The sequence below is a fragment of the Xylanibacillus composti genome (assembly GCF_018403685.1).
Taxonomy (GTDB): Bacteria; Bacillota; Bacilli; order Paenibacillales; family K13; genus Xylanibacillus; species Xylanibacillus composti.
In genome coordinates, this window is sequence record NZ_BOVK01000018.1 from 122319 (window position 1) to 140797 (window position 18479).

13 protein-coding genes are annotated in these 18479 nt (G+C 54.6%); 7 read left to right on the top strand and 6 right to left on the bottom strand.

Annotated elements, in window-relative coordinates; translation table 11 throughout:
• The first annotated feature begins 90 nt into the window (after nucleotides 1-90).
• The gene (locus XYCOK13_RS08205; RefSeq protein WP_213411562.1) at nucleotides 91-543 is read left to right on the top strand and encodes a hypothetical protein; all 453 of its coding nucleotides are present in this window, start codon (nucleotides 91-93) and stop codon (nucleotides 541-543) included.
• Between the two features lie 80 nt (nucleotides 544-623).
• On the opposite strand, the gene XYCOK13_RS08210 is transcribed toward XYCOK13_RS08205, so the two are convergent.
• Complete coding sequence (locus XYCOK13_RS08210) at nucleotides 624-1679, bottom strand: DNA-methyltransferase (RefSeq protein ID WP_213411564.1); 1056 nt, start codon at nucleotides 1677-1679, stop codon at nucleotides 624-626.
• A gap of 185 nt (nucleotides 1680-1864) precedes the next feature.
• On the opposite strand from XYCOK13_RS08210, the gene XYCOK13_RS08215 reads away from it, so the two are divergent.
• Nucleotides 1865-6436 (top strand): DEAD/DEAH box helicase, encoded by a 4572-nt coding sequence (locus XYCOK13_RS08215; protein ID WP_213411565.1) that lies wholly within the window; start codon nucleotides 1865-1867, stop codon nucleotides 6434-6436.
• 905 nt (nucleotides 6437-7341) lie between these two features.
• Here the strand turns inward: XYCOK13_RS08215 and XYCOK13_RS08220 are convergent.
• From XYCOK13_RS08220 to XYCOK13_RS08240, 5 genes are all read right to left on the bottom strand, one after another.
• Entirely contained in the window at nucleotides 7342-7950 is a 609-nt protein-coding gene (locus XYCOK13_RS08220; protein ID WP_213411566.1) for a DUF3298 and DUF4163 domain-containing protein, read from the bottom strand.
• Nucleotides 7951-8118: 168 nt separating this feature from the next.
• On the bottom strand, nucleotides 8119-9393 hold the full coding sequence (locus XYCOK13_RS08225) for a glucuronate isomerase (protein ID WP_213411568.1): 1275 nt from the start codon (nucleotides 9391-9393) through the stop codon (nucleotides 8119-8121).
• A 15-nt stretch (nucleotides 9394-9408) separates the two neighbouring features.
• Nucleotides 9409-10176, bottom strand: a complete 768-nt coding sequence (locus XYCOK13_RS08230; RefSeq protein ID WP_213411570.1) for an SDR family oxidoreductase — start codon at nucleotides 10174-10176, stop codon at nucleotides 9409-9411.
• 16 nt (nucleotides 10177-10192) lie between these two features.
• On the bottom strand, nucleotides 10193-11464 hold the full coding sequence (locus tag XYCOK13_RS08235; RefSeq protein ID WP_213411589.1) for a nickel pincer cofactor-dependent isomerase, group 22: 1272 nt from the start codon (nucleotides 11462-11464) through the stop codon (nucleotides 10193-10195).
• Nucleotides 11461-12312: a helix-turn-helix transcriptional regulator gene (locus tag XYCOK13_RS08240; protein WP_213411590.1), complete on the bottom strand. Its 852-nt coding sequence runs from the start codon at nucleotides 12310-12312 to the stop codon at nucleotides 11461-11463. The genes XYCOK13_RS08235 and XYCOK13_RS08240 overlap by 4 nt, the downstream gene beginning before the upstream one ends.
• 285 nt (nucleotides 12313-12597) lie before the next feature.
• Here XYCOK13_RS08240 and XYCOK13_RS08245 point away from each other — a divergent pair, with 285 nt between their 5' ends.
• The 5 genes from XYCOK13_RS08245 (at nucleotide 12598) to deoC (ending at nucleotide 18187) form a co-directional block, all read left to right on the top strand.
• On the top strand, nucleotides 12598-13689 hold the full coding sequence (locus XYCOK13_RS08245; RefSeq protein ID WP_244865062.1) for a BMP family lipoprotein: 1092 nt from the start codon (nucleotides 12598-12600) through the stop codon (nucleotides 13687-13689).
• A gap of 47 nt (nucleotides 13690-13736) precedes the next feature.
• The gene (locus tag XYCOK13_RS08250) at nucleotides 13737-15320 is read left to right on the top strand and encodes an ABC transporter ATP-binding protein (RefSeq protein WP_213411592.1); all 1584 of its coding nucleotides are present in this window, start codon (nucleotides 13737-13739) and stop codon (nucleotides 15318-15320) included.
• Nucleotides 15310-16419, top strand: coding sequence for an ABC transporter permease (locus XYCOK13_RS08255; protein WP_373314357.1), 1110 nt, complete (start codon nucleotides 15310-15312; stop codon nucleotides 16417-16419). Before XYCOK13_RS08250 ends, XYCOK13_RS08255 begins: the two co-directional genes overlap by 11 nt.
• Nucleotide 16420: 1 nt before the next feature.
• The gene (locus tag XYCOK13_RS08260; RefSeq protein WP_213411594.1) at nucleotides 16421-17386 is read left to right on the top strand and encodes an ABC transporter permease; all 966 of its coding nucleotides are present in this window, start codon (nucleotides 16421-16423) and stop codon (nucleotides 17384-17386) included.
• Between the two features lie 114 nt (nucleotides 17387-17500).
• The gene (gene deoC, locus XYCOK13_RS08265; protein WP_213411596.1) at nucleotides 17501-18187 is read left to right on the top strand and encodes a deoxyribose-phosphate aldolase; all 687 of its coding nucleotides are present in this window, start codon (nucleotides 17501-17503) and stop codon (nucleotides 18185-18187) included.
• Nucleotides 18188-18479: the final 292 nt, after the last annotated feature.

An 18479-nucleotide genomic window follows, 5' to 3' on the forward strand; every position in this document is an offset into this window, starting at 1 on the left:
ATAGCTTTACAATACCTGTTTGCCTCGAATTTTGCAATCGTTATCAAAGAAAATTTCATAGAATAATCTGATGAAACAGGGGGCGTCAGCATGATCGCGCATAAATTAAAAGCAGCCCTGGACGAGCTTTATGCACAGGGAAATCGGGTTAAAAAGGCAGAAGCTATCGAGATTCTAACCGCTCAGCTGGGACTGTCGGCGAAGGGGAAGCTTTACCTGCCCGAGGACCGGTCCTATGCCGTGCGATTTTCCTATAGTGCCAAGGGCGCATTCTCCAATACGGTGCTGGGATTGTCCAAACTTCTCAAGGTGGACGATATTCCGGTACTCGCCTGTTTGCTGATGCCGGAATCGTATAAGCTGCTGCTTGCCAACACCACATGCCTGTCAAAAATCTCGCATACATCCCAACAGCTGAGCGAGAAAAAAATTCGGGGATCTTTTTTGGGCAACGATATTCGGAAGCAGGTGGACGGCATAGAAAATACCTTCGCCCATTTCGAGGAGCTGTTTGCCTTGCATGAGCGCAATCCGCGTCAATAGGCTGTCCATATGAATAAAACGCCGCTCTTTTCCCGTTTCTGTCGAACGGTCGGGGAGCGGCTGTTTCTTGTTTCGCATCATTAGTCGGTATCGCGAATGTGCTCGGGAATAACCAGTTCCAATTGGGCGGTCTCTGCTTTGTCCCTTTTTCCATCGGCATTGGCTTCTACTGCGGTACGGTCTGGACTCGCAGCAGGCTTATCTGCTTGTTTCATTCGGCTTTTCTTCTCTTTGCCTTGCTCCTGCAGCGAGTTGCGTTCCCAGAATACGCCGTCCTGATAGCCTTGGATCGCAGGGTCTTCATCGGCCTTGTCGAGCCGCTTTTCCGCCAGGCAGGCGTATGTTTCGTCCAATTCAATGCCGATATAGCGCCGTCCAAGCTTCTTGGCTACGACCGAAGTCGTACCCGAACCGAGGAAGGGATCGAGAACGACATCGCCTTCGTTGGAGCTGGCCAGAATGATCTTCGCGACAAGCTTCTCCGGCTTTTGCGTCGGATGGTCTGTATTCTCGGGCATCGACCAGAAGGGGACGGTCAAGTCGGTCCACAGGTTGGAGGGATGGGTTAGCCGATAGTTGCCGCTGTCCTGCTCCTCCCAATCCTTCGGCTTGCCTTCGGCATTGCGGTAAGGAGCAAGCACCTTTCGCTTCATCTTGACCCGGTCGACATGGAACGTATATTCGCGGCTTTTCGTGCAGAACCAGATGTCTTCGGATGCATTTTTCCAATTCGTCAGGGCGCCCCGCCCTTTTTCCCTCTCCCATGTAATGCGGTTTTGAATATGCAAATATTGAGAGGCCACCTCAAAGATGGAATGGCTGGAGCGCCAGTCTCCGCATATGTAGACAGACGCATGCGGCTTCAGCACAGGCATCAGGCGCGAGAACCATGAATCCAGCCAGGCGGTATATTGATCGGCATCCATCTTGGCGAATGTTTTGCCGTTGAAGGATTTGCTGATATTATAGGGCGGGTCGATGAACAGCAGGTCGACGAATTCCCTCGGCAAGTAATCCAGTGTTTCGAAGAGGTCTTGCTGAATGGTCGTATCCAGGATGGCATCCGCTGTCACAGGCTCGTGGAGGCGGACCAGGCGGCTGGCGTAACGGGCAGCTTCTTCCGGCTGCAGCGTCATCGTGCGATTTCGCCCGGCACGTTTTTTTTTCATGCGGTGGCTGTGTCAATGTGGGTCCCTCCATAGCAAAAAAATGATACACGTATTATAGCACATTTGCAGGGAAATAGAATTTATGTTCGCCTTCGGTTTTCACTTGCCAGTGCAACCCGTATAATGGAAGGGAAATAGAGGAGGGAGCCCTTATGCAGGAGACACTGTTCCAGTGGTTTGCCGATCGATTCGGGAAGCCGACCGCCATGCAGCGGGAAGCGTGGCGGGCCATTGAACGCGGCAGCCACACCCTGATCGCCGCGCCGACCGGATCAGGCAAGACGCTGGCTGCTTTTTTCCCTTGCCTGAAGCGGATTGTGGAAGGGAAGGCGAAGCCAGACGGCAGACGCGGCGTACGCGTGCTGTATGTGACGCCGCTCAAGGCGCTCAACAATGACGTATACGAGCATATTGTCGGCTTTGCCGCGGAATGGCGAAGTCGGCTGTCTCCAGCTGTCGCCGATCAATATGCCGTGCATGCCGCTGTAAGAACTGGCGATACACCGCAGAGCACGCGCGCTTCTATCTTGCGGCAGCCGCCGGATGTGCTCGTTACGACGCCGGAATCGCTCTATTTGATGCTCACCTCGCCGAAGGCCAGAGAGGTGCTGCGTACCGTGCATGCCGTGATCGTTGATGAGATCCATGCGCTGGCGGCCTCTTCTCGGGGAGCGCATCTCTCGCTGTCGCTGGAACGGCTGGCTGCGTTAGCGGAGCAGCCCCTGCAGCGTATCGGCGTTTCCGCAACCCAGAAACCGGTAGACCGTGTCGCCCGATTTCTAAGCGGCTGGGAACAACGAGGGGAGCCCCGGCCGGTCGAAGTAGTAGAAAGCCGCGAAGAGAAGCCGCTGCATGTACAGGTAACCGTGCCGGATCGCACCGTTCCGCTCGGCAGCGGCGGCCGGGACGCCGCTTGGCAGCCGCTGCTGCATGTGCTCGCAGCACAAATGGAGGGAGCCCGATCGGTCATTGTCTTCGTGAACAGCCGCCGGCTGGCGGAACGTCTGACATTGCGGCTCAATGATTTCTTTGGCGGCGAAATCGCCCGTTCCCATCATGGAAGCGTCTCTCGGGAGAAGCGGCTGGAGGCCGAGCGGCTTTTGCGTGAGGGCAACCTTCGCTGCATCGTGGCGACCTCCTCCTTGGAACTCGGCATCGATATCGGTTATATCGACAAGGTGATTCAGCTCGATTCGCCCGGTGAAGCTGCCGCGGGCATTCAACGAATTGGCCGCGCCGGCCATGCCGTGCAAGGGGAAAGCCGCGGAGTGATCGTCGCGCGGATGCCTGGCCAGCTCGCAGAATCTGCAGTGCTTGGCCGTCTGATCCGGGGGCGCGAGATAGAAGATATTCACATTCCTCGCCAATTGCCGGACGTCTTGTGCCAGCAAATCATTGCGATGGTAGCCGTCGAGTCTATGCCGGTCGATGAGCTGATCCGGCGGATCGATCGCAGCGACAGCTACACCGGCATGCCGCGCGAAGAGCTGGAGAGATGGCTGCGCCTGCTTTCGGGGTACTATCCATTCGTCAAGCCGCTCTTGCATTGGCATAGGGAACCGGGACTGCTCGAGCCAACGGCAAAGACAGGTCCCGCAGCTATTATGGGCGCTGGCACTATACCGCGCTCGGCGAACTATGCGGTTGTGCACAGTGAATCCAGGCAGCGTATCGGCGATCTGGACGAAGAGTACGTTCAGGAGAGCAGGCCGGGCGACGTGTTTCAGCTTGGCGCGCAGGCATGGATGATTCGGCGGATGGACCCGGACCGAATCTGGGTAACGGAGGTGCGCAATCCTTACAGCGAAATTCCGTTTTGGCGTTCAGAGGCCGCTGGCCGTTCGTTCAAGCTTGGGACAAGAATCGGCTGCTTTCATGAAGAGTTCATTGCTCGGTTGAAGCAGGATGTGAAAGCAGCGGAAAATTGGCTGGCAGGGGAATACAGCATGGAGCCGCAGGCTGCTGAGCAGCTGACGTCCTTGTTCGTTCGCCAGCTGGATGTTTGCCCGGTGCCGACAAACGAGCGAATCGTGCTGGAGCATTTCCGCGATGTGGATGGGAAGATGCATATCGTGCTGCACACAGTCTGGGGTCTGCGGGTAAACCGAGCCTGGATGATGGCAGTCGAGCAGCTGCTGAAACAAGTCTCGTCCTCCGGCGTGTATGCGAACGCCAAAAACAACGGTGTGGAAATAGTTTTTCCCGAATGGGATTCTTCTTGGCTGTCCCAGCTTTGGAAGGTGAATGCCGGGAACGCGGAATCCTTGCTGCGCGAAGCGCTGGCGGGCAGCGCAATGTTCGCAGTCGCCTTTCGTCGCATGGCGGAAACCTCGTTGCTTTTATCCAGGGGATACAGTCGCGTGCCAATGTGGCGGCAGCGGCTGCGCAGCGAGGAGCTGCTGAAGGAAGCGCTGCCCTACGCAGATGATTTCCCGCTGCTGGAGGAAGCGCTCCGCCACTGCATGCTGGAGTGGGGCGATCTGCCCAGGCTGCTCGAAGTGCTGCGGCGAATGGAAGAAGGGTATCTGCAGGTGGACGTGGTGGAAACTGAAATGCCGTCCCCGTTTGCCTCGCAATTTCTGGCCGATTACATCAATACCCGCATTTATGAGGCTGATGCATTCGGTCCCGAGCTGCAGGCGCAGCTGCTGCATGTTCAGAGGGAGGCCGCCGCACATTGGCTCGGTACAGACACATGGCGAAATACCGTGCCGGCTGAGGCGTTGGAAGAAGTGAGGGGACATCTGGAGCAGGAAGCAAGGGCAATCGACAATGAGGAAGCGGTCTATCAACTTCTAAAGAAGCGGGGCGACTTGTCCGATCGCGAGCTGCTGCAAGCCATTCGCTCCAGTTGGCGGCAGACGAGTCCAGTGGAACAGCAGCAGGAGTCATTCCCTGGCGAGCAGGATGCTCCGGCCTCCTTCCCGGATTTGGCGCCGGACGAAGGGCAAGTGCAGGAATGGGTGCGGCAATTGAAGCGGCAGAAGCGGATTATGCTGCAGCCGTACGGGCAGGAACAACGGTGGATATGCTGTGACGAGCAACATGATTATGCCAATCTGGCGGCATCGCCAAGAGCCCAGCTGCTTGTTCTGACCCGCTTCATGGATCACAGGCTGTCCTTCACCAAAGCCGAAATCTCGCGACGATATCAATTGGAACCGGTCTTGGTCGAGCAATGGTTAGCCGCTCAAGTCGAACAAGGCAGGGTGGAAGCCGCGCCATTCGCGGATGTAGAGGAGTCGACCGGCGAGCCTGACCATTGGCTCAGCGCCAAGGTAGCCAGCCGTCTGCTGCGCGTTTCGCTTCACCATATTCGACGCAATACGAAGCCGCTTCCTCCCGAAGCTTGGTGTGCCTACCTCATGCATGAGCACGGCTTGCTTCCCGGCAGGCAGGCGGCAGGCAGTGCAGGATTGCTGCAGGCTATTCGCCGCTTGCAAGGCTTGTTTTTCCCACTATCGCAGTGGGAGAGTTTGATCTTCCCCTCCCGACTGCGGGGATACCGCAAACGGGATCTGGATGAACTTTGCGCCTCCGGTGAAATCATCTGGATGGGCCGCAAAGAGCCGCAAGCCCGGGAAGGGAGCATCGCGTTTTTCCTTCGTGAAGATGAGGAACTCTACCGTCCGTTCCTCAGGAGGAATGGTGAGACGAATCAGCCTGAACTGCTCCAATTGCTGCGGACACGCGGCGCCAGTTTCTTGACCGAATTGGCCCGCGCTCGCGGTCAGGCGCCATCAGACACATTATCTGCCCTAATGGATCTCGTCTGGGAGGGACATGTCTCCAACGACCAGTTTGCGCCGCTGCGCTTGCAGAGCGCTCGCCGAGGGAGCGGCTTTGCCCGCGCAGGCTCCGGGCAAGGCCGGTGGTTCGCCCTGTTAACCAAGGGCGACTCTGAGTCGATTGCCGATCGGGAGCAAGCTGCAGAACCTTTATCTCCTGCTCCGCCGGCGCAGACAAGTGTTGCAGCAAATTCGGGCAAAGCAGCAACGGCCGCCAACTTAACAAGCGCCTCGGAGTGGGCGCTGCATCTGCTGCGCCAATTCGGTATCGTTTCGCGCGAAATAGCATCATTCGCCCCTTATTCTTGGGACTCGTTGCAAGGCATCTATCGTCAGCTGGAAGAATGGGGACATGCTGTACGAGGCTTTTTTATCGAGGGAGCAGAATCGTTGCAGTGGATGTCCAAGGAAACGGCGGAGCAGCTAGGCAAGCGCAGTCCCATAGTGAAAACATCGCATCCAGATGACGATGCCGTATCATTGCGCATGCTTGTTCCATTGAATCGGGCAGACCAGAAGGATGCCGAAGCAGAAGCATCAGCCAGACGTAAGCCGACCGGAGAGATGTGGGTACTGTCAGCAGTAGATCCGGTTAATCCGTACGGCATATGGCTGCCGTGGCCGCAAAAAGAAGGAATCGCGTTCAGTAGAAAAAATGGTCATTACTTGCTGTTTCGAGACGGTCGTTGGGCCATATGGATCGAGCAGGCGGGAAAAAAGATTTCGCACCTCGAGCCGTGGACCGGAGAACAGGAAGAGGTGCGGCAGTTCAAACAAGCACTGCAGCAAATGATGCATACTCGCGGAATGAAAAAAATCAGAATCGAAACGTGGAACGGAGTACCTGCCGCCGAGTGTGAAGCCGCCGAAATCCTGCAACGGCAAGGCGCTGAACGTGACCAGTCCGCCTTAGTCTTCTGGCCAAGCTCCTTCTGAAGCGCGCGATCGAGGCGGAGTTCCTGAGAGTCATGCCCGTAACTCAAGTAGTGGTGCCTGAGTGTCACGCCATACCTTGAGTTGCGGCTTCCTGAGTGATCTGCCTATATCTTGGTTCAGACAGACACCTCCTGAGCGAACTGCCTATACTGTGGATCGGATCGAACCCTTCCTGGTCACTTTGCCCATATCGGGTGGAGGTGCTTCCTGAGTGATCTACCTATATCTTGGCTCAGTCACCTCCTGAGCGAACTGCTCACATCATGGTTCGGACACCTCCTGAGCGAACTGCTCACATCATAGTTCGAGTACCTTCTGAGCGATCTCCGATATCTTGGGTCGGATTTTCTGAGCTTTTCACCTTATGTGGCTGTAGTTTTCTCTTTATGTGACCGCATTTAATTAGCGCTTTATACACGTTGAGAATGTCCTTTTTTTTTGTTTTATAGGCATGAGTCACAGGAGCCAGCTTTAAAGTGATATAGGCATGAGCCACAGGAACCAGCTTCAAAAGTGATATAGGCACGAGCCACATGAACCAGCTTCAAAGTGATATAGGCATGAGTCACAGGAGCCAGCTTCAAAGTGATATAGGCATGAGCCACAGGAACCAGCTTCAAGAGTGATATAGGCATGAGCCAAAGGAGCCAGCTTCAAAGTGATATAGGCACGAGCCACAGGAACCAGCTTCAAGAGTGATATAGGCATGAGTCACAGGAGCCAGCTACAAAGTGATATAGGCATGAGTCACAGGAGCCAGCTACAAAGTGATATAGGCATGAAACACAGGAAGCTCCATTTCCGCAGGTAAGGTCCAGTACTCTGCAGCTAGGCGGGAAGCTCAGCGGCCCGCATTCTGCAAACCACAGATGCGAGTGATCGGCCGTAATCAGTATGAAGTCACTTCAGTAAATCATGCGTCCGAGCGGTCCGTCTTCGAGAATCATATCCTGCACGCTGTATACCGAGATCGGAAAATAGGGGAACTGGTATACGTAGGGTGCGATTTCGTACACTTGATAGTAGATCACCAGCGCCTTGTCCGCGATATAGTAATCTGCGTCTGGTCGAACTATCGGCGGATCGGTCAGCAGCGGGACGTCCCTTTCTCTAATTTGGGCACGGACCATTTCGGTTAGTTTCTCCTCAAAGCCGCTATTCGGTTTAAACAGCTCCGCCAACGTATAAGGACGGCCTGTTTCGGCATCGAATGTGAGTGATTTCTGGAGTGTCAAGCCGTGAGCGCCGCCACTGAAGGTATAGTTGAAAAGCGAGAGGCTTAACACGTTTCGTTCATTTGTCTTCACCTCATAGTATCCCGTCGATTCCGCCTGCGGATTGCTCGGCACTCCCTGCTCATGAAGCAGGCGGTACGTTTGCTGGAGGATGGTATCATTCATTTTGGCTGCTGCCGCCTGATATTCGTAGGAAGCAACAACCGGATAAAGAATATTTCCGTTCGGGAGATTGAGTCGATACGGATATACAGGAAGAGGTAGAGGATTGGTGTTCATGGAAACCCTCCTTCATGCGAGTTTCTCCCAATGTATGCATCCGCCTATTCCATTGCTCCTCTTCACTTTCCCCATTCAGGAAAAAAACCGAGGTCCAACTTCCAGACAAAAAAAAGCGAACGTTCTTCCGAACGTCCGCCTGCCGCGACATGCAAGATATTCAAGTATTTAGTTGCCAGGAATGGTCTTTCCAACGAATCGCCAGAAATTGTTGCCGAGCAGATCTTCGACATCCCGTTTGATCTCTTCTCGAGAGGCCGTCCAACCTACGCGCTGAAGCCTGCTATATTTTTCTGTCAGGACGCTGGCTATGATTTCCCGGGAATGCCCCCATTTATAAATCAACTGCTCCAAAATGCGGGCATCGGAGTGCTGTGGAATCATGCTGGTTCCTAGCAGCTCTACCCGGAAGGCAGTCATTTCCTTCACAATTGAACCGATATTCAAAAACCACCAGCAGCCAAATACCATCAAGTTGCGGAATTTGCGAGCCAGCACGGCGAGCTCGTGCTGATTTTCCCTGGCCAGCATGGTGACTAGAAACTTCTGCTGCGGGTACTTGCGGCAGAGCGCTTCTACAGAGGAGACATCGGACAGCATGCTCATGTCTCCGGCCAGCCTTAGCTCAGGATTCACCTGACGGCGAACGCCGATCATTAGTGCGAAGGGGATGCCCAGTTCCTGACAAGCCGGGATCATCACTTCATCAATCATGCGTGCACGATGATCCTCGATCGGGTAGCGGAAATCGCCAGGCATGGATACAGCCATGTACAGCGCGTCCATTCGTTGAACCCAGTCCCTGAGAAAACGTTGTGTTTCTTTAATCGTTTGGTCAGTCCATGCCGCCTCGACTTGATAACCCATTCGATGAAGCTCCGGCACGGCTGTATCCCAATTGTTTAGCAGCGGATCTACACGCAACGCTGCGTGAAAGCGCGGGTCTTCCTTGCCCCTGCCGTCCAACCACAATTCTCGCTCATTCGGGTCAAACGGATCGTTGGTCATCACCACGTCTCTGATTCCGGCTAGCTGGAAAACCGCGTCGATCTGCTGCTGCGGCGTACGGCTTGCCCACTGCTTGCGATATTCGTTCAAGTCTCTGCTTCCTACGTCGAGTCCCATTGTGTGCAGCACCTGCAGCACACCGCTGGCTGCTTCGCTTAAGGGGGAATGCTCGAGAAAGAGCTTCCTCCAGATATACTCGGCTTGTTGGGATTTGGACAGAGACCAGAACTGTTCGTAGGGCGAGTCGACTTCTGTCCAGCGCAAAGTTTCCGCAACCAGATAATGATAGGTGAGCAGCTCGTCGATCCCCCACAGAAGGAGGCTGCCGAATTCCGGCGCATACAAGTGTGTGTGCATATCAGTGATCATGGTTTTTTGTACCGTTTGTCTAACGAAAGCCTCCAGTTCTTTGCCCGAAACAACTGTATCCGCCATGCAAATCGACTCCTCTTATATAGTCATAGCTCCAAATCCGCCATCCACGCGGATGAGGGAGCCCGTTACAAAACCGGACGCTTGATCGGACGCCAGCCACACAACCGCGCCCTGCAGCTCGTGCGGCTCGCCAAACCGGTTCATCGGCGTATGGCCCATGATGGACGTTACGCGCTCCGGCTTCAGAATGGCGCGGTTTTGCTCGGCAGGGAAGAATCCCGGAATGATAGCGTTGACCCGTACGCCGTAAGGCGCAAATTCCCTGGCGAGGAATTGGGTTACGTTATTAACGCCTGCCTTTGAAGCCGAGTAGGTGAAGACTCGAGACAAAGGGGGATCGGAGGACACGCTGGAAATATTGATGATGCTTCCTCCTTGTGCGCGCTTTGTCAGATATTCGCCAAACACTTGTCCGGAGAGCATGACGCTTTTTAGATTTACGTCCATGATCTTGTCCCACTCTTCTTCTGTGACTTCGAAGAACGGTGTGGCGCTGTTCGTGCCGGGGCAGTTGACGACGATGTCGATGCTGCCATTCCAGGCAAGCACATCCTCCAACAATTGAGACAGGTCTGCTTTCTTCGTGGCATCGACTTGAAAAGCCTTGGCTGATGGCCCGTCTTCGGCTATTGCCGCAGCAACCTGCCGGGCGGTTTCCTGATTGCGCCCGGCTACTGCTACGGCCGCTCCATGGTTGGCCAGTCCCTGTGCCATGGCGCTGCCCAGCACACCATTGCCGCCGATGACGACGGCTGTTTTTCCGCTCAAATCAAATAAGTTCATGATCACAAAGACTCCTTTACTTCGTCAAATAACCGTCCGCATCGAACGTCCACTCGTATGGTACTCCCACGATTTCGACTCCGGTGATGCGACGCGCCTCTTCCAGCAGCGGGAGAGAAATTTCCAGTTCACCGAGATGCAAAGTATCGCGAATTCGGGCCAGTCTGCAAGTGGTGTAGTCAAGGATATTGCAGGTCTTGATAGCGGCTTTAATGGCGTCGCGATCATTCTCCAGTACAGTTGCCATCTTCGTAGGCGCGCAAACGGTGGAGGTCAACCCGTTCGCATATGTGGCCGGCCAATCTGTCTTGTCGACCAAACGGCGTGTTGTGAAATCTGCCGTGCCGACTCCGTTGGCGTTGCCATGGGACTCTGCTGTCAGATCGAGCACAACCATCTTAGAGACATCCGGGCCGCCATGGGCATAGGGGGTCGGGTAGCGTCCGGTTATGTTGGGGTCCATGCCGTCCCCGCTAATGTTTTTGCCGATGTAGTCGATGATCAGGACATCTAGTTGCTCGAAGGGAATGCGCGGCATGCGCGATTTGGCTTCTTCGAGCAGCTCAGGCTCCCTGGCTTCCATCTCTGCTGCCGCCACGACCTCAATTCGGCAAGTTTGATCGTACGCATTTTCCACGATGCCGACGCCAAACAAGATCGGCAGCTTTTGAATTAAAATATTGGCCATCTTCGGCACGTTTTCCGCCATATACTTAAAGCCGAGCTGGTGACATGCTTCTGCGCCCTTTTGCTTGCCTAGCCCGATGGCGATCATCTTCATCAAGCCGCTTTCGATGCGTCCCCGAAATGCCGTATGCGGCTTGATCCGGTTGATGACGACGATGCCGTCCGCTTGAGCTGCCAGCGCATCGGCATAGACAGGCAAGCCATTCTCCAGCCGATCAACCTCGACAACGTCCATGGATGACCGGATGGGGACGCCCATGCTGGCTTCACTGATGCCGAGATGCTCCAGCACGCGTTGCTGGCCCTCCGCGGTAGCGCCGCCGTGGCTGCCCATGCCCGGCACAAGGAAGGGTTCGGCGCCGCGAGCGCGAATGGCCTCCACCAGTTCCTTGGTCATGGCTGCCAGGTTGGCAATGCCGCGGCTCCCGGCTACTACTGCGATTTGCTGGCCGGGTTGGATGCGCGCAAGCTCAGGGGAGTCAGCCAGCTTGCGGCGCAGCTCGCCAGCTGGATCCTCCAGCCGAGAAGCATCAAAACTCTGCCGTATGCGGATCATAGGCGGCAGCGGTATCGGGGCAAGCATTTGGGTAAGCGTATTCATGTCCAAACCTCCTGTTTGCGGAATTGCTCGGGCGTGCATCCGGTCTGCTGCCGAAAAACGCGGCTGAAATGCGCAGGGTGCTTGAAGCCGACGCGGTACCCGATATCCGTAATTTTCATTTCTGGATGAGTGATCAATAAGATTTTCGATTCGTTAATGCGCTTCGTGTACAAATAGGTGAAGATGGTAATGCCGGTCGTTTCTTTGAAAATCTTTGCCATGTAGTGCTTGCTGAGATGCAGCTCTCTTTCCAGATCGTCCAGATGGACATCGTCCATGTAGTGCCGTTCCAGATACGCGATGATGCTTTGCGCTCCCCGCATTTTTTCAGGGTATTTGTGTTCGTCCGCGATTTTGAGCCGTTCCTCGGCATACCCATACAGCACGGTAAGCAGGTCGAGAAAGGCAAGATGCAGCCGATTGTATGAGATCGGATCCTTTGCTGCTTGCAAGCGGTCCAACCGGGCCAACAGCTGCTCAAATTCCGTCTGCTGTTCAGGATTTAGCGGGAGGCAGACGTTTTTCAGCTTGCGGAACGGGTTCAACAAATCCAGTGCATGGGGAAAATGAACGGCCCCCTCGATATACGATGGTGTGAAATGGATGACGGTTCGGACATATTCCTCGTCTGGATCGACATTGGCGCAGTGGAGTGTCATGCCGTGCATGAGAATCACGTTGCCCGGTGCCAAATCGTAGATGCGGTCACCGATTAAATACCGGCATCTCCCTTTGTGAAAATAGAAAATCTCGTAAAAAGGATGCGCGTGCATCGCCACGGTCAGCGGTTGCTGATCCCGATGGCGAAGATGGAAGCGGGACATCGTGTCTGCCATCATCTCCAACATTGTCATCCCCCATTTTCAGTGCCTCCGATTGGCTGATCGTCCACTTCTCGGTTGTATCCAGGCTTCGCCTTCCAGTACACCCACAATCAAATTATAGGGTAGGGTACAGGTTCATCTATCTCCATTGTAGGCTATAGCGGGCTATATTTCTATGCTGACATTAATGATTCAACGATCCTGATTTAACTCTCGTTGTCCTTTCTTTTCAGTTCCTTACATGTTTTTACCTTCCGACGGGAAACTTAGCAGTTGAAATCAATCCAAATAGCAGGGGGATGAAATCTTATGCGAGTGCAACCCGGGATAAGAAAGTTCTTGCTGGGACTGTTAACCGTAGCGCTGTTGATGATGCTCGCCGCGTGTGGAGGAGGAAATGCGGGCAATGCCGCAAATGAAGGGGCAGGCAACACAGGACCAGCAGATCAAGTAACTGATGGTACTGACGACGGGCGTCCGGAGCGAACAGTGGAGATTTCTGTAGCTATGGTGACGGATGTCGGAGGCGTGAATGATAATTCCTTCAACCAAAGTGCTTGGGAGGGGCTTCAGCAATTTGCTGAAGAGCACGGCGGCAAGGTGGACTATCTGCAAAGCCAGAATGATGCCGATTACGTGCCCAATCTGAACCAATTCGTGAAAAGCGGGCGTGATCTCACTTGGGGAATCGGATACATGATGAGCGATGCCATCAGGCAGGTGGCGAATCAAAATCCGGAGTCCAAGCTCGGCATCGTTGACGATGTCGTGGATGCGCCTAACGTCGTGAGCGTCACCTTTAAGGAAAATGACGGAGGGTTCTTGGTCGGGGTAGTAGCGGGCATGATGACGAAAACGAATAAAATCGGATTTGTCGGAGGTTCGGAGATTCCTGTTATTACCCGGTTCGAAGCAGGGTTCAAGGCCGGGATTGAGGCTGCGAACCCGGATGCGCAGCTGATTGTCAATTACACGGGTGCATTCGACGCCCCGGATCAGGGAAAAGCAGCCGCGTCCACCATATACAATAGCGGGGCCGATATTATCTTCCATGCGGCCGGCTCAACCGGGGACGGCGTATTTGGGCAGGCGAAGGAGCTGCGCAATGCAGGTCGCGATGTCTGGGTCATCGGAGTGGATAAGGATCAGGCCCAAACCTTCGGGAATGACATTACGCTCACCTCCATGATTAAGCGCGTGGACGTCGCGGTGCGCACCATCTCGGAAGAGGTGATGCGGGATGAATTCAAGGGAGGAGAGGTGGTCACGCTGGGCCTGAAGGAGAATGGGGTCGGCCTTCCCGAGCACAACCCCAACCTGCCGCAAGAAGTGCTGGACAAGGTAGAGGAGTTCAAACAGCGCATTATTGATGGGGAATTAACCGTTCCGGAAAATCCATAAACCGAGTGAAGCGTCTGTCTGGCATAGAACGAGTCGGGAGGTAAATGATGGTGGATGCGAGGCCGACGGCCGTTCAGATGAAGGAGATTACGAAGAGGTTTCCGGGCATTGTGGCGAATGATGCGATCAATTTGGAGGTGCGAAAAGGAGAAATACACGCGCTTCTGGGCGAGAACGGTGCCGGCAAATCGACACTGATGAATATTTTGTTCGGCTTGTACCAGCCGGATGAAGGCGAAGTGTGGATTCACGGGAAGCCAGTCAGCATTAGCGATCCTGGGCATGCGATTGCGCTTGGCATCGGGATGATTCATCAGCATTTTATGCTGGTGGAGCCGTTTACCGTAACGCAGAACATCGTGCTGGGCTTGGAACCTAGAAGAGGGTGGGAAGTCAATCTTGGCTTGGCGGCCCAGCAGGTAGGGGAGCTGTCCGGGAAATATGGACTGAAGGTTGATCCCCATGCGCGCGTAAGGGATATCTCTGTGGGCATGCAGCAGCGGGTGGAGATTCTCAAAACCTTGTATCGCGGGGCGGACATTCTTATCTTCGATGAGCCAACGGCTGTGCTGACTCCTCAGGAAATCGACGAGCTGCTCAAGATGATGCGCAGGCTGGCGCAAGAAGGGAAGACGATTCTGCTCATTACACATAAACTGAGAGAAATTATGGCGGTTGCTGATCGGGTCACCGTGATTCGTCGCGGCAAAGTCGTGGAAACCTTGGAAACCGCCAAGACGACACCCGATGAGCTTGCGGCCAAGATGGTAGGCCGCCAGGTGCGATTCGAAGTAGTCAAAAAGCCGGCTCGCGCCGAGACGCCTGTTCTGGAGGTCAAACATGTCACCGCGTCGGATGAGCGGGGCGTCCGAATCTTGAATCAGCTGAGCTTTGAGGTGCGGGCCGGAGAGATTCTGGGTATTGCAGGCGTAGAGGGGAACGGCCAGCGAGAGATAATCGAGGTGATCACCGGGCTGCGCCGGGCAGAGAGCGGAGAAATTAGGCTGGGAGGCCAGCAGATGCACGGTCTCTCCCCTAGAGCGATTGCGGAAGCGGGTGTGGGGTATATCCCGGAGGATCGCCAAAAGAGAGGGTTAATCCTCGATTTCTCGGTAGCAGATAATTTAGTGCTGAAGCAATATTTCCAACCAGCTTTTCAAAGGTTTGGTTTCCTGAAGCACGCTGTCATTAGAGAGCATGCGCGACAGTTGATTGAAGATTATGATGTTCGCACCCCTAGCGAAGAAACGAAGGCAAGGGCGTTGTCGGGCGGGAACCAGCAAAAAGCCGTCATTGCCAGGGAGCTCCACAGCGGTCCGCCGCTCTTGATTGCTACCCAACCGACCCGGGGACTGGATGTAGGCGCAATTGAATTTATTCACAACCGTATCCTGGAGCAAAGGGATCAAGGCAAGGCGGTGCTGCTCTACTCGTTGGAACTGGAGGAAATCATGCGGCTGTCCGACCGGATCGCGGTCATATATGAAGGACGGATCGTTGGCGTTGTGCGGCCGGATGATATTGATGAGAGGGAAATCGGGCTTATGATGTCCGGGCATACCCGTGCGGAGGCGGAATGGGAAATGGAGAAAATGGAAGCGGAAAAGGGCGGTGAGTCCCATGGCCAATAAGCAAGAGAATCGGATGCCCAAAACATTTCGCCGCATTTCCGCATTGTTCAAGGAAGGCACATGGCTGCCGGTGATTGCCGTGCTGCTGGGCTTGGCCAGCGGGGCGCTGATCATGCTTCTAGGTTCCTACAACCCGTTGACGGCGTATCAGTCGTTGCTTACCCGATCATTTGGCGATATGTACAATTTCGGAGAAATGATCAGACAGGTCACCCCGCTCATTTTTACAGGATTGGCCGTGGCGTTTGCCTTTCGGACAGGCTTGTTCAACATTGGCGCCGAAGGGCAGTTCATTATCGGGGCAATGGCGGGTATTTATGTGGGCGTATTCTGGCATTTGCCGTGGGGACTGCATGCAGTTGCGGCAGTGGCAGCTGGGGCGCTGGCTGGCGGCATATGGGGCGGCATAGCCGGTTATCTGAAAGCGGCTAGAGGCGTGCATGAAGTTATCAGCACGATTATGCTGAATTGGATCGCCCTCTATCTCGTCAACTACTTGACCAAGCGCTTTATGCTTGAGCCGGGGCAGATGCGCTCCCGAACTGCGCAAGAGTCTGCATGGCTGTCTGCGGACTGGCTGTCCGGCTTGTTCGAGCATGCCCGCATCCACTTTGGCATTCTGATCGGATTAGGATGCGCGGTTGTGTTCTACATTGTGCTGCTGCAGACGAAGCTTGGCTTTGAGCTGCGGGCTGTTGGACTCAATCCGCATGCATCTGAATATGCCGGCATTAAGGTGAAGCAGAGCATGATCGCGGCCATGTTCGGCAGCGGCATGTTCGCCGGACTGGGAGGAGCGGCAGAAATGCTCGGCGTCTACCACTATTTATCTGTAGAAGCGGCCTTCCGGGGATACGGGTTTCTCGGATTGGCCGTTGCCCTGATCGGGCGCAACACCGCTTTAGGGACAGTGCTCAGCGCATTTTTGCTTGGGGCGCTGACCTATGGCGCGCCGGGTATGAAGTTCGGAGCCGGTGTGCCGGAGGAGTTGATCGACATCGTCATTGCGATGGTTATCTTCTTTGTGGCTGCGGCGGGCATTATTACGGCCATGCTCAGACTGCTAAGCGGGCGCAGGCGCAAAAAGGAGGCGGCTTAACTTGGAGTGGTTGACAATAGCCAGCGATCTGATTCACACGACGATCGTGTTTGCAACAGCCCTGATTTTCGCAGCGATTGGCGGGCTGTATTCCGAGCGGTCGGGTGTCGTGAACATCGCGCTGGAAGGCATGATGACAGTAGGGGCTTTTACTGGAGCAGCGATCGCCTACTTTGCGGGCAATGTCGCGGGTATGGGGAATGGCGCGCCCTGGCTTGGATTTCTTGCTGCCGTCGTTGCTGGCGCATTGTTTGCTCTGCCGCATGCTTTCGCCTCTGTCACCTTCAACGCCGATCAGGTCGTCAGCGGGGTGGGCCTGAATTTTTTGGCGACAGGCTTGACGCTCTACTTGGCCAAACTCATATTCAGCGGCTCCGCCCAGACCCCTACCCTGCAAAGAGGGTTTTCGGAATGGGCAATCCCTTACTTGGCGGATATTCCTTATTTGGGCAACGCCTTATTTCGGGCGTATCCGACCAGCTTCGTTGCATTTTTGGCAGTAACGCTCACCGCATATATCGTGTATCGCACCCCGTTCGGTCTCAGACTATATGCGGTGGGTGAGCATCCGCGGGCAGCGGATACAGCCGGGATATCGGTGTACGGGATGCGCTATGTCGCTGTCATGCTGAGCGGTGCGTTGGCAGCTGCAGGAGGGGCCACCATTGCTTTGACGACGACGAACAACTTCTCCCACAATACGATCTCCGGACAGGGATATATTGCATTGGCTGCGTTGATCTTCGGCAAGTGGCGCCCGTTTCAGGCTATGCTTGCGGCATTGTTTTTCGGCATAGCCTCTGCCATGAAGTCCGTATTTCAAGTATACGGCCTGACCCAATTCGTCCCGGTTGATTTCATTTATATGTTCCCGTATTTGCTTACAATTCTTGTGCTCGCCGGTTTTGTCGGCCGGGCAATATCCCCGGCTGCGCTGGGGACTCCTTATGAGAAAGGACAACGCTAAGCCCATGGATCCCGCCAAATAGGCAGCAGGATTCTGTTTGCTGCGCGGCGTAGCGCATTGTCTGCGAACCATGTACAATAGAAGCAAACGTTGAAGAAGCGGAGAGGATTAAGGATGACAAATGTGCCACAATGGGACGAAAAAATCGCTCGTATGATCGACCATACTTTGTTGAAGCCGGAGGCGACAGCCGAGCAGGTCAGCAAGCTTTGCGAAGAAGCTAGGCAATATGGTTTTGCAACCGTGTGTATCAATCCATATTGGGTTTCGGCAGCGGCTAAACTGCTGGAGGGAACATCTGTGGGCATCACTACAGTAGTCGGCTTTCCGCTAGGGGCCACGACAAGCGGGGCGAAGGCAGAAGAAACGCGGGAAGCTATCCGAAATGGCGCTACGGAAATCGATATGGTGTTGAATGTCGGCGCCCTCAAATCAGGTCGTCATGAAGAAGTGTGTTCTGATATTCAGGCGGTAGTTGAAGCGGCGGGAGAAGTTCCGGTTAAAGTGATTTTGGAAACAGGACTGCTCGCAGAGGAGGAAAAGCGAGCAGCATGCCTGTTGGCGAAGGAGGCAGGGGCGTCCTTTGTCAAAACTTCAACCGGTTTTGGTCCTGGGGGCGCGACCGTTGAGGACATCCGGCTTATGCGGGAAACGGTCGGACCAGAAATGGGCGTCAAGGCATCCGGCGGTGTGCGCGATGCTGAAACAGCGCAGCAAATGGTCGCCGCAGGTGCAACCCGCATTGGGGCCAGCGCTGGCATCGCCATTGTCACTGGCGGCCAAGGAAAGACTGGTTACTAATTTTGTGCATTATGTACATGGTCCGCGTTATGCGGGCTTTTTTTCTGTCCAATTACGGGGGAGGCACGTTCTGGTACGGCTGTACGGGTACGGGGCGACCATTGATTGAATTACGCCTTCCTGAGCGAAATGACCATAATGAATGAGGTCTACATGGATTGATTTAGCTCGACTTAGCTCGACAAGCAGGAAGGGTGTGAAGAATACCTCTAATTTACACGATTCTGATATAAGCATCACAGTCAGGAAAGGAGCAAACGAATCAAAGTAGATATAGGCATTACAATCAGGA

What these genes read in the sequence shown, in the direction of transcription:
- XYCOK13_RS08205 (WP_213411562.1), top strand. Translation starts at nt 91, where the DNA reads ATGATCGCGCATAAATTAAAAGCAGCCCTGGACGAGCTTTATGCACAG.
- XYCOK13_RS08210 (WP_213411564.1), bottom strand. Translation starts at nt 1,679, where the DNA reads ATGACGCTGCAGCCGGAAGAAGCTGCCCGTTACGCCAGCCGCCTGGTC.
- XYCOK13_RS08215 (WP_213411565.1), top strand. Translation starts at nt 1,865, where the DNA reads ATGCAGGAGACACTGTTCCAGTGGTTTGCCGATCGATTCGGGAAGCCG.
- XYCOK13_RS08220 (WP_213411566.1), bottom strand. Translation starts at nt 7,950, where the DNA reads ATGAACACCAATCCTCTACCTCTTCCTGTATATCCGTATCGACTCAAT.
- XYCOK13_RS08225 (WP_213411568.1), bottom strand. Translation starts at nt 9,393, where the DNA reads ATGGCGGATACAGTTGTTTCGGGCAAAGAACTGGAGGCTTTCGTTAGA.
- XYCOK13_RS08230 (WP_213411570.1), bottom strand. Translation starts at nt 10,176, where the DNA reads ATGAACTTATTTGATTTGAGCGGAAAAACAGCCGTCGTCATCGGCGGC.
- XYCOK13_RS08235 (WP_213411589.1), bottom strand. Translation starts at nt 11,464, where the DNA reads ATGAATACGCTTACCCAAATGCTTGCCCCGATACCGCTGCCGCCTATG.
- XYCOK13_RS08240 (WP_213411590.1), bottom strand. Translation starts at nt 12,312, where the DNA reads ATGTTGGAGATGATGGCAGACACGATGTCCCGCTTCCATCTTCGCCAT.
- XYCOK13_RS08245 (WP_244865062.1), top strand. Translation starts at nt 12,598, where the DNA reads ATGCGAGTGCAACCCGGGATAAGAAAGTTCTTGCTGGGACTGTTAACC.
- XYCOK13_RS08250 (WP_213411592.1), top strand. Translation starts at nt 13,737, where the DNA reads ATGGTGGATGCGAGGCCGACGGCCGTTCAGATGAAGGAGATTACGAAG.
- XYCOK13_RS08255 (WP_373314357.1), top strand. Translation starts at nt 15,310, where the DNA reads ATGGCCAATAAGCAAGAGAATCGGATGCCCAAAACATTTCGCCGCATT.
- deoC (WP_213411596.1), top strand. Translation starts at nt 17,501, where the DNA reads ATGACAAATGTGCCACAATGGGACGAAAAAATCGCTCGTATGATCGAC.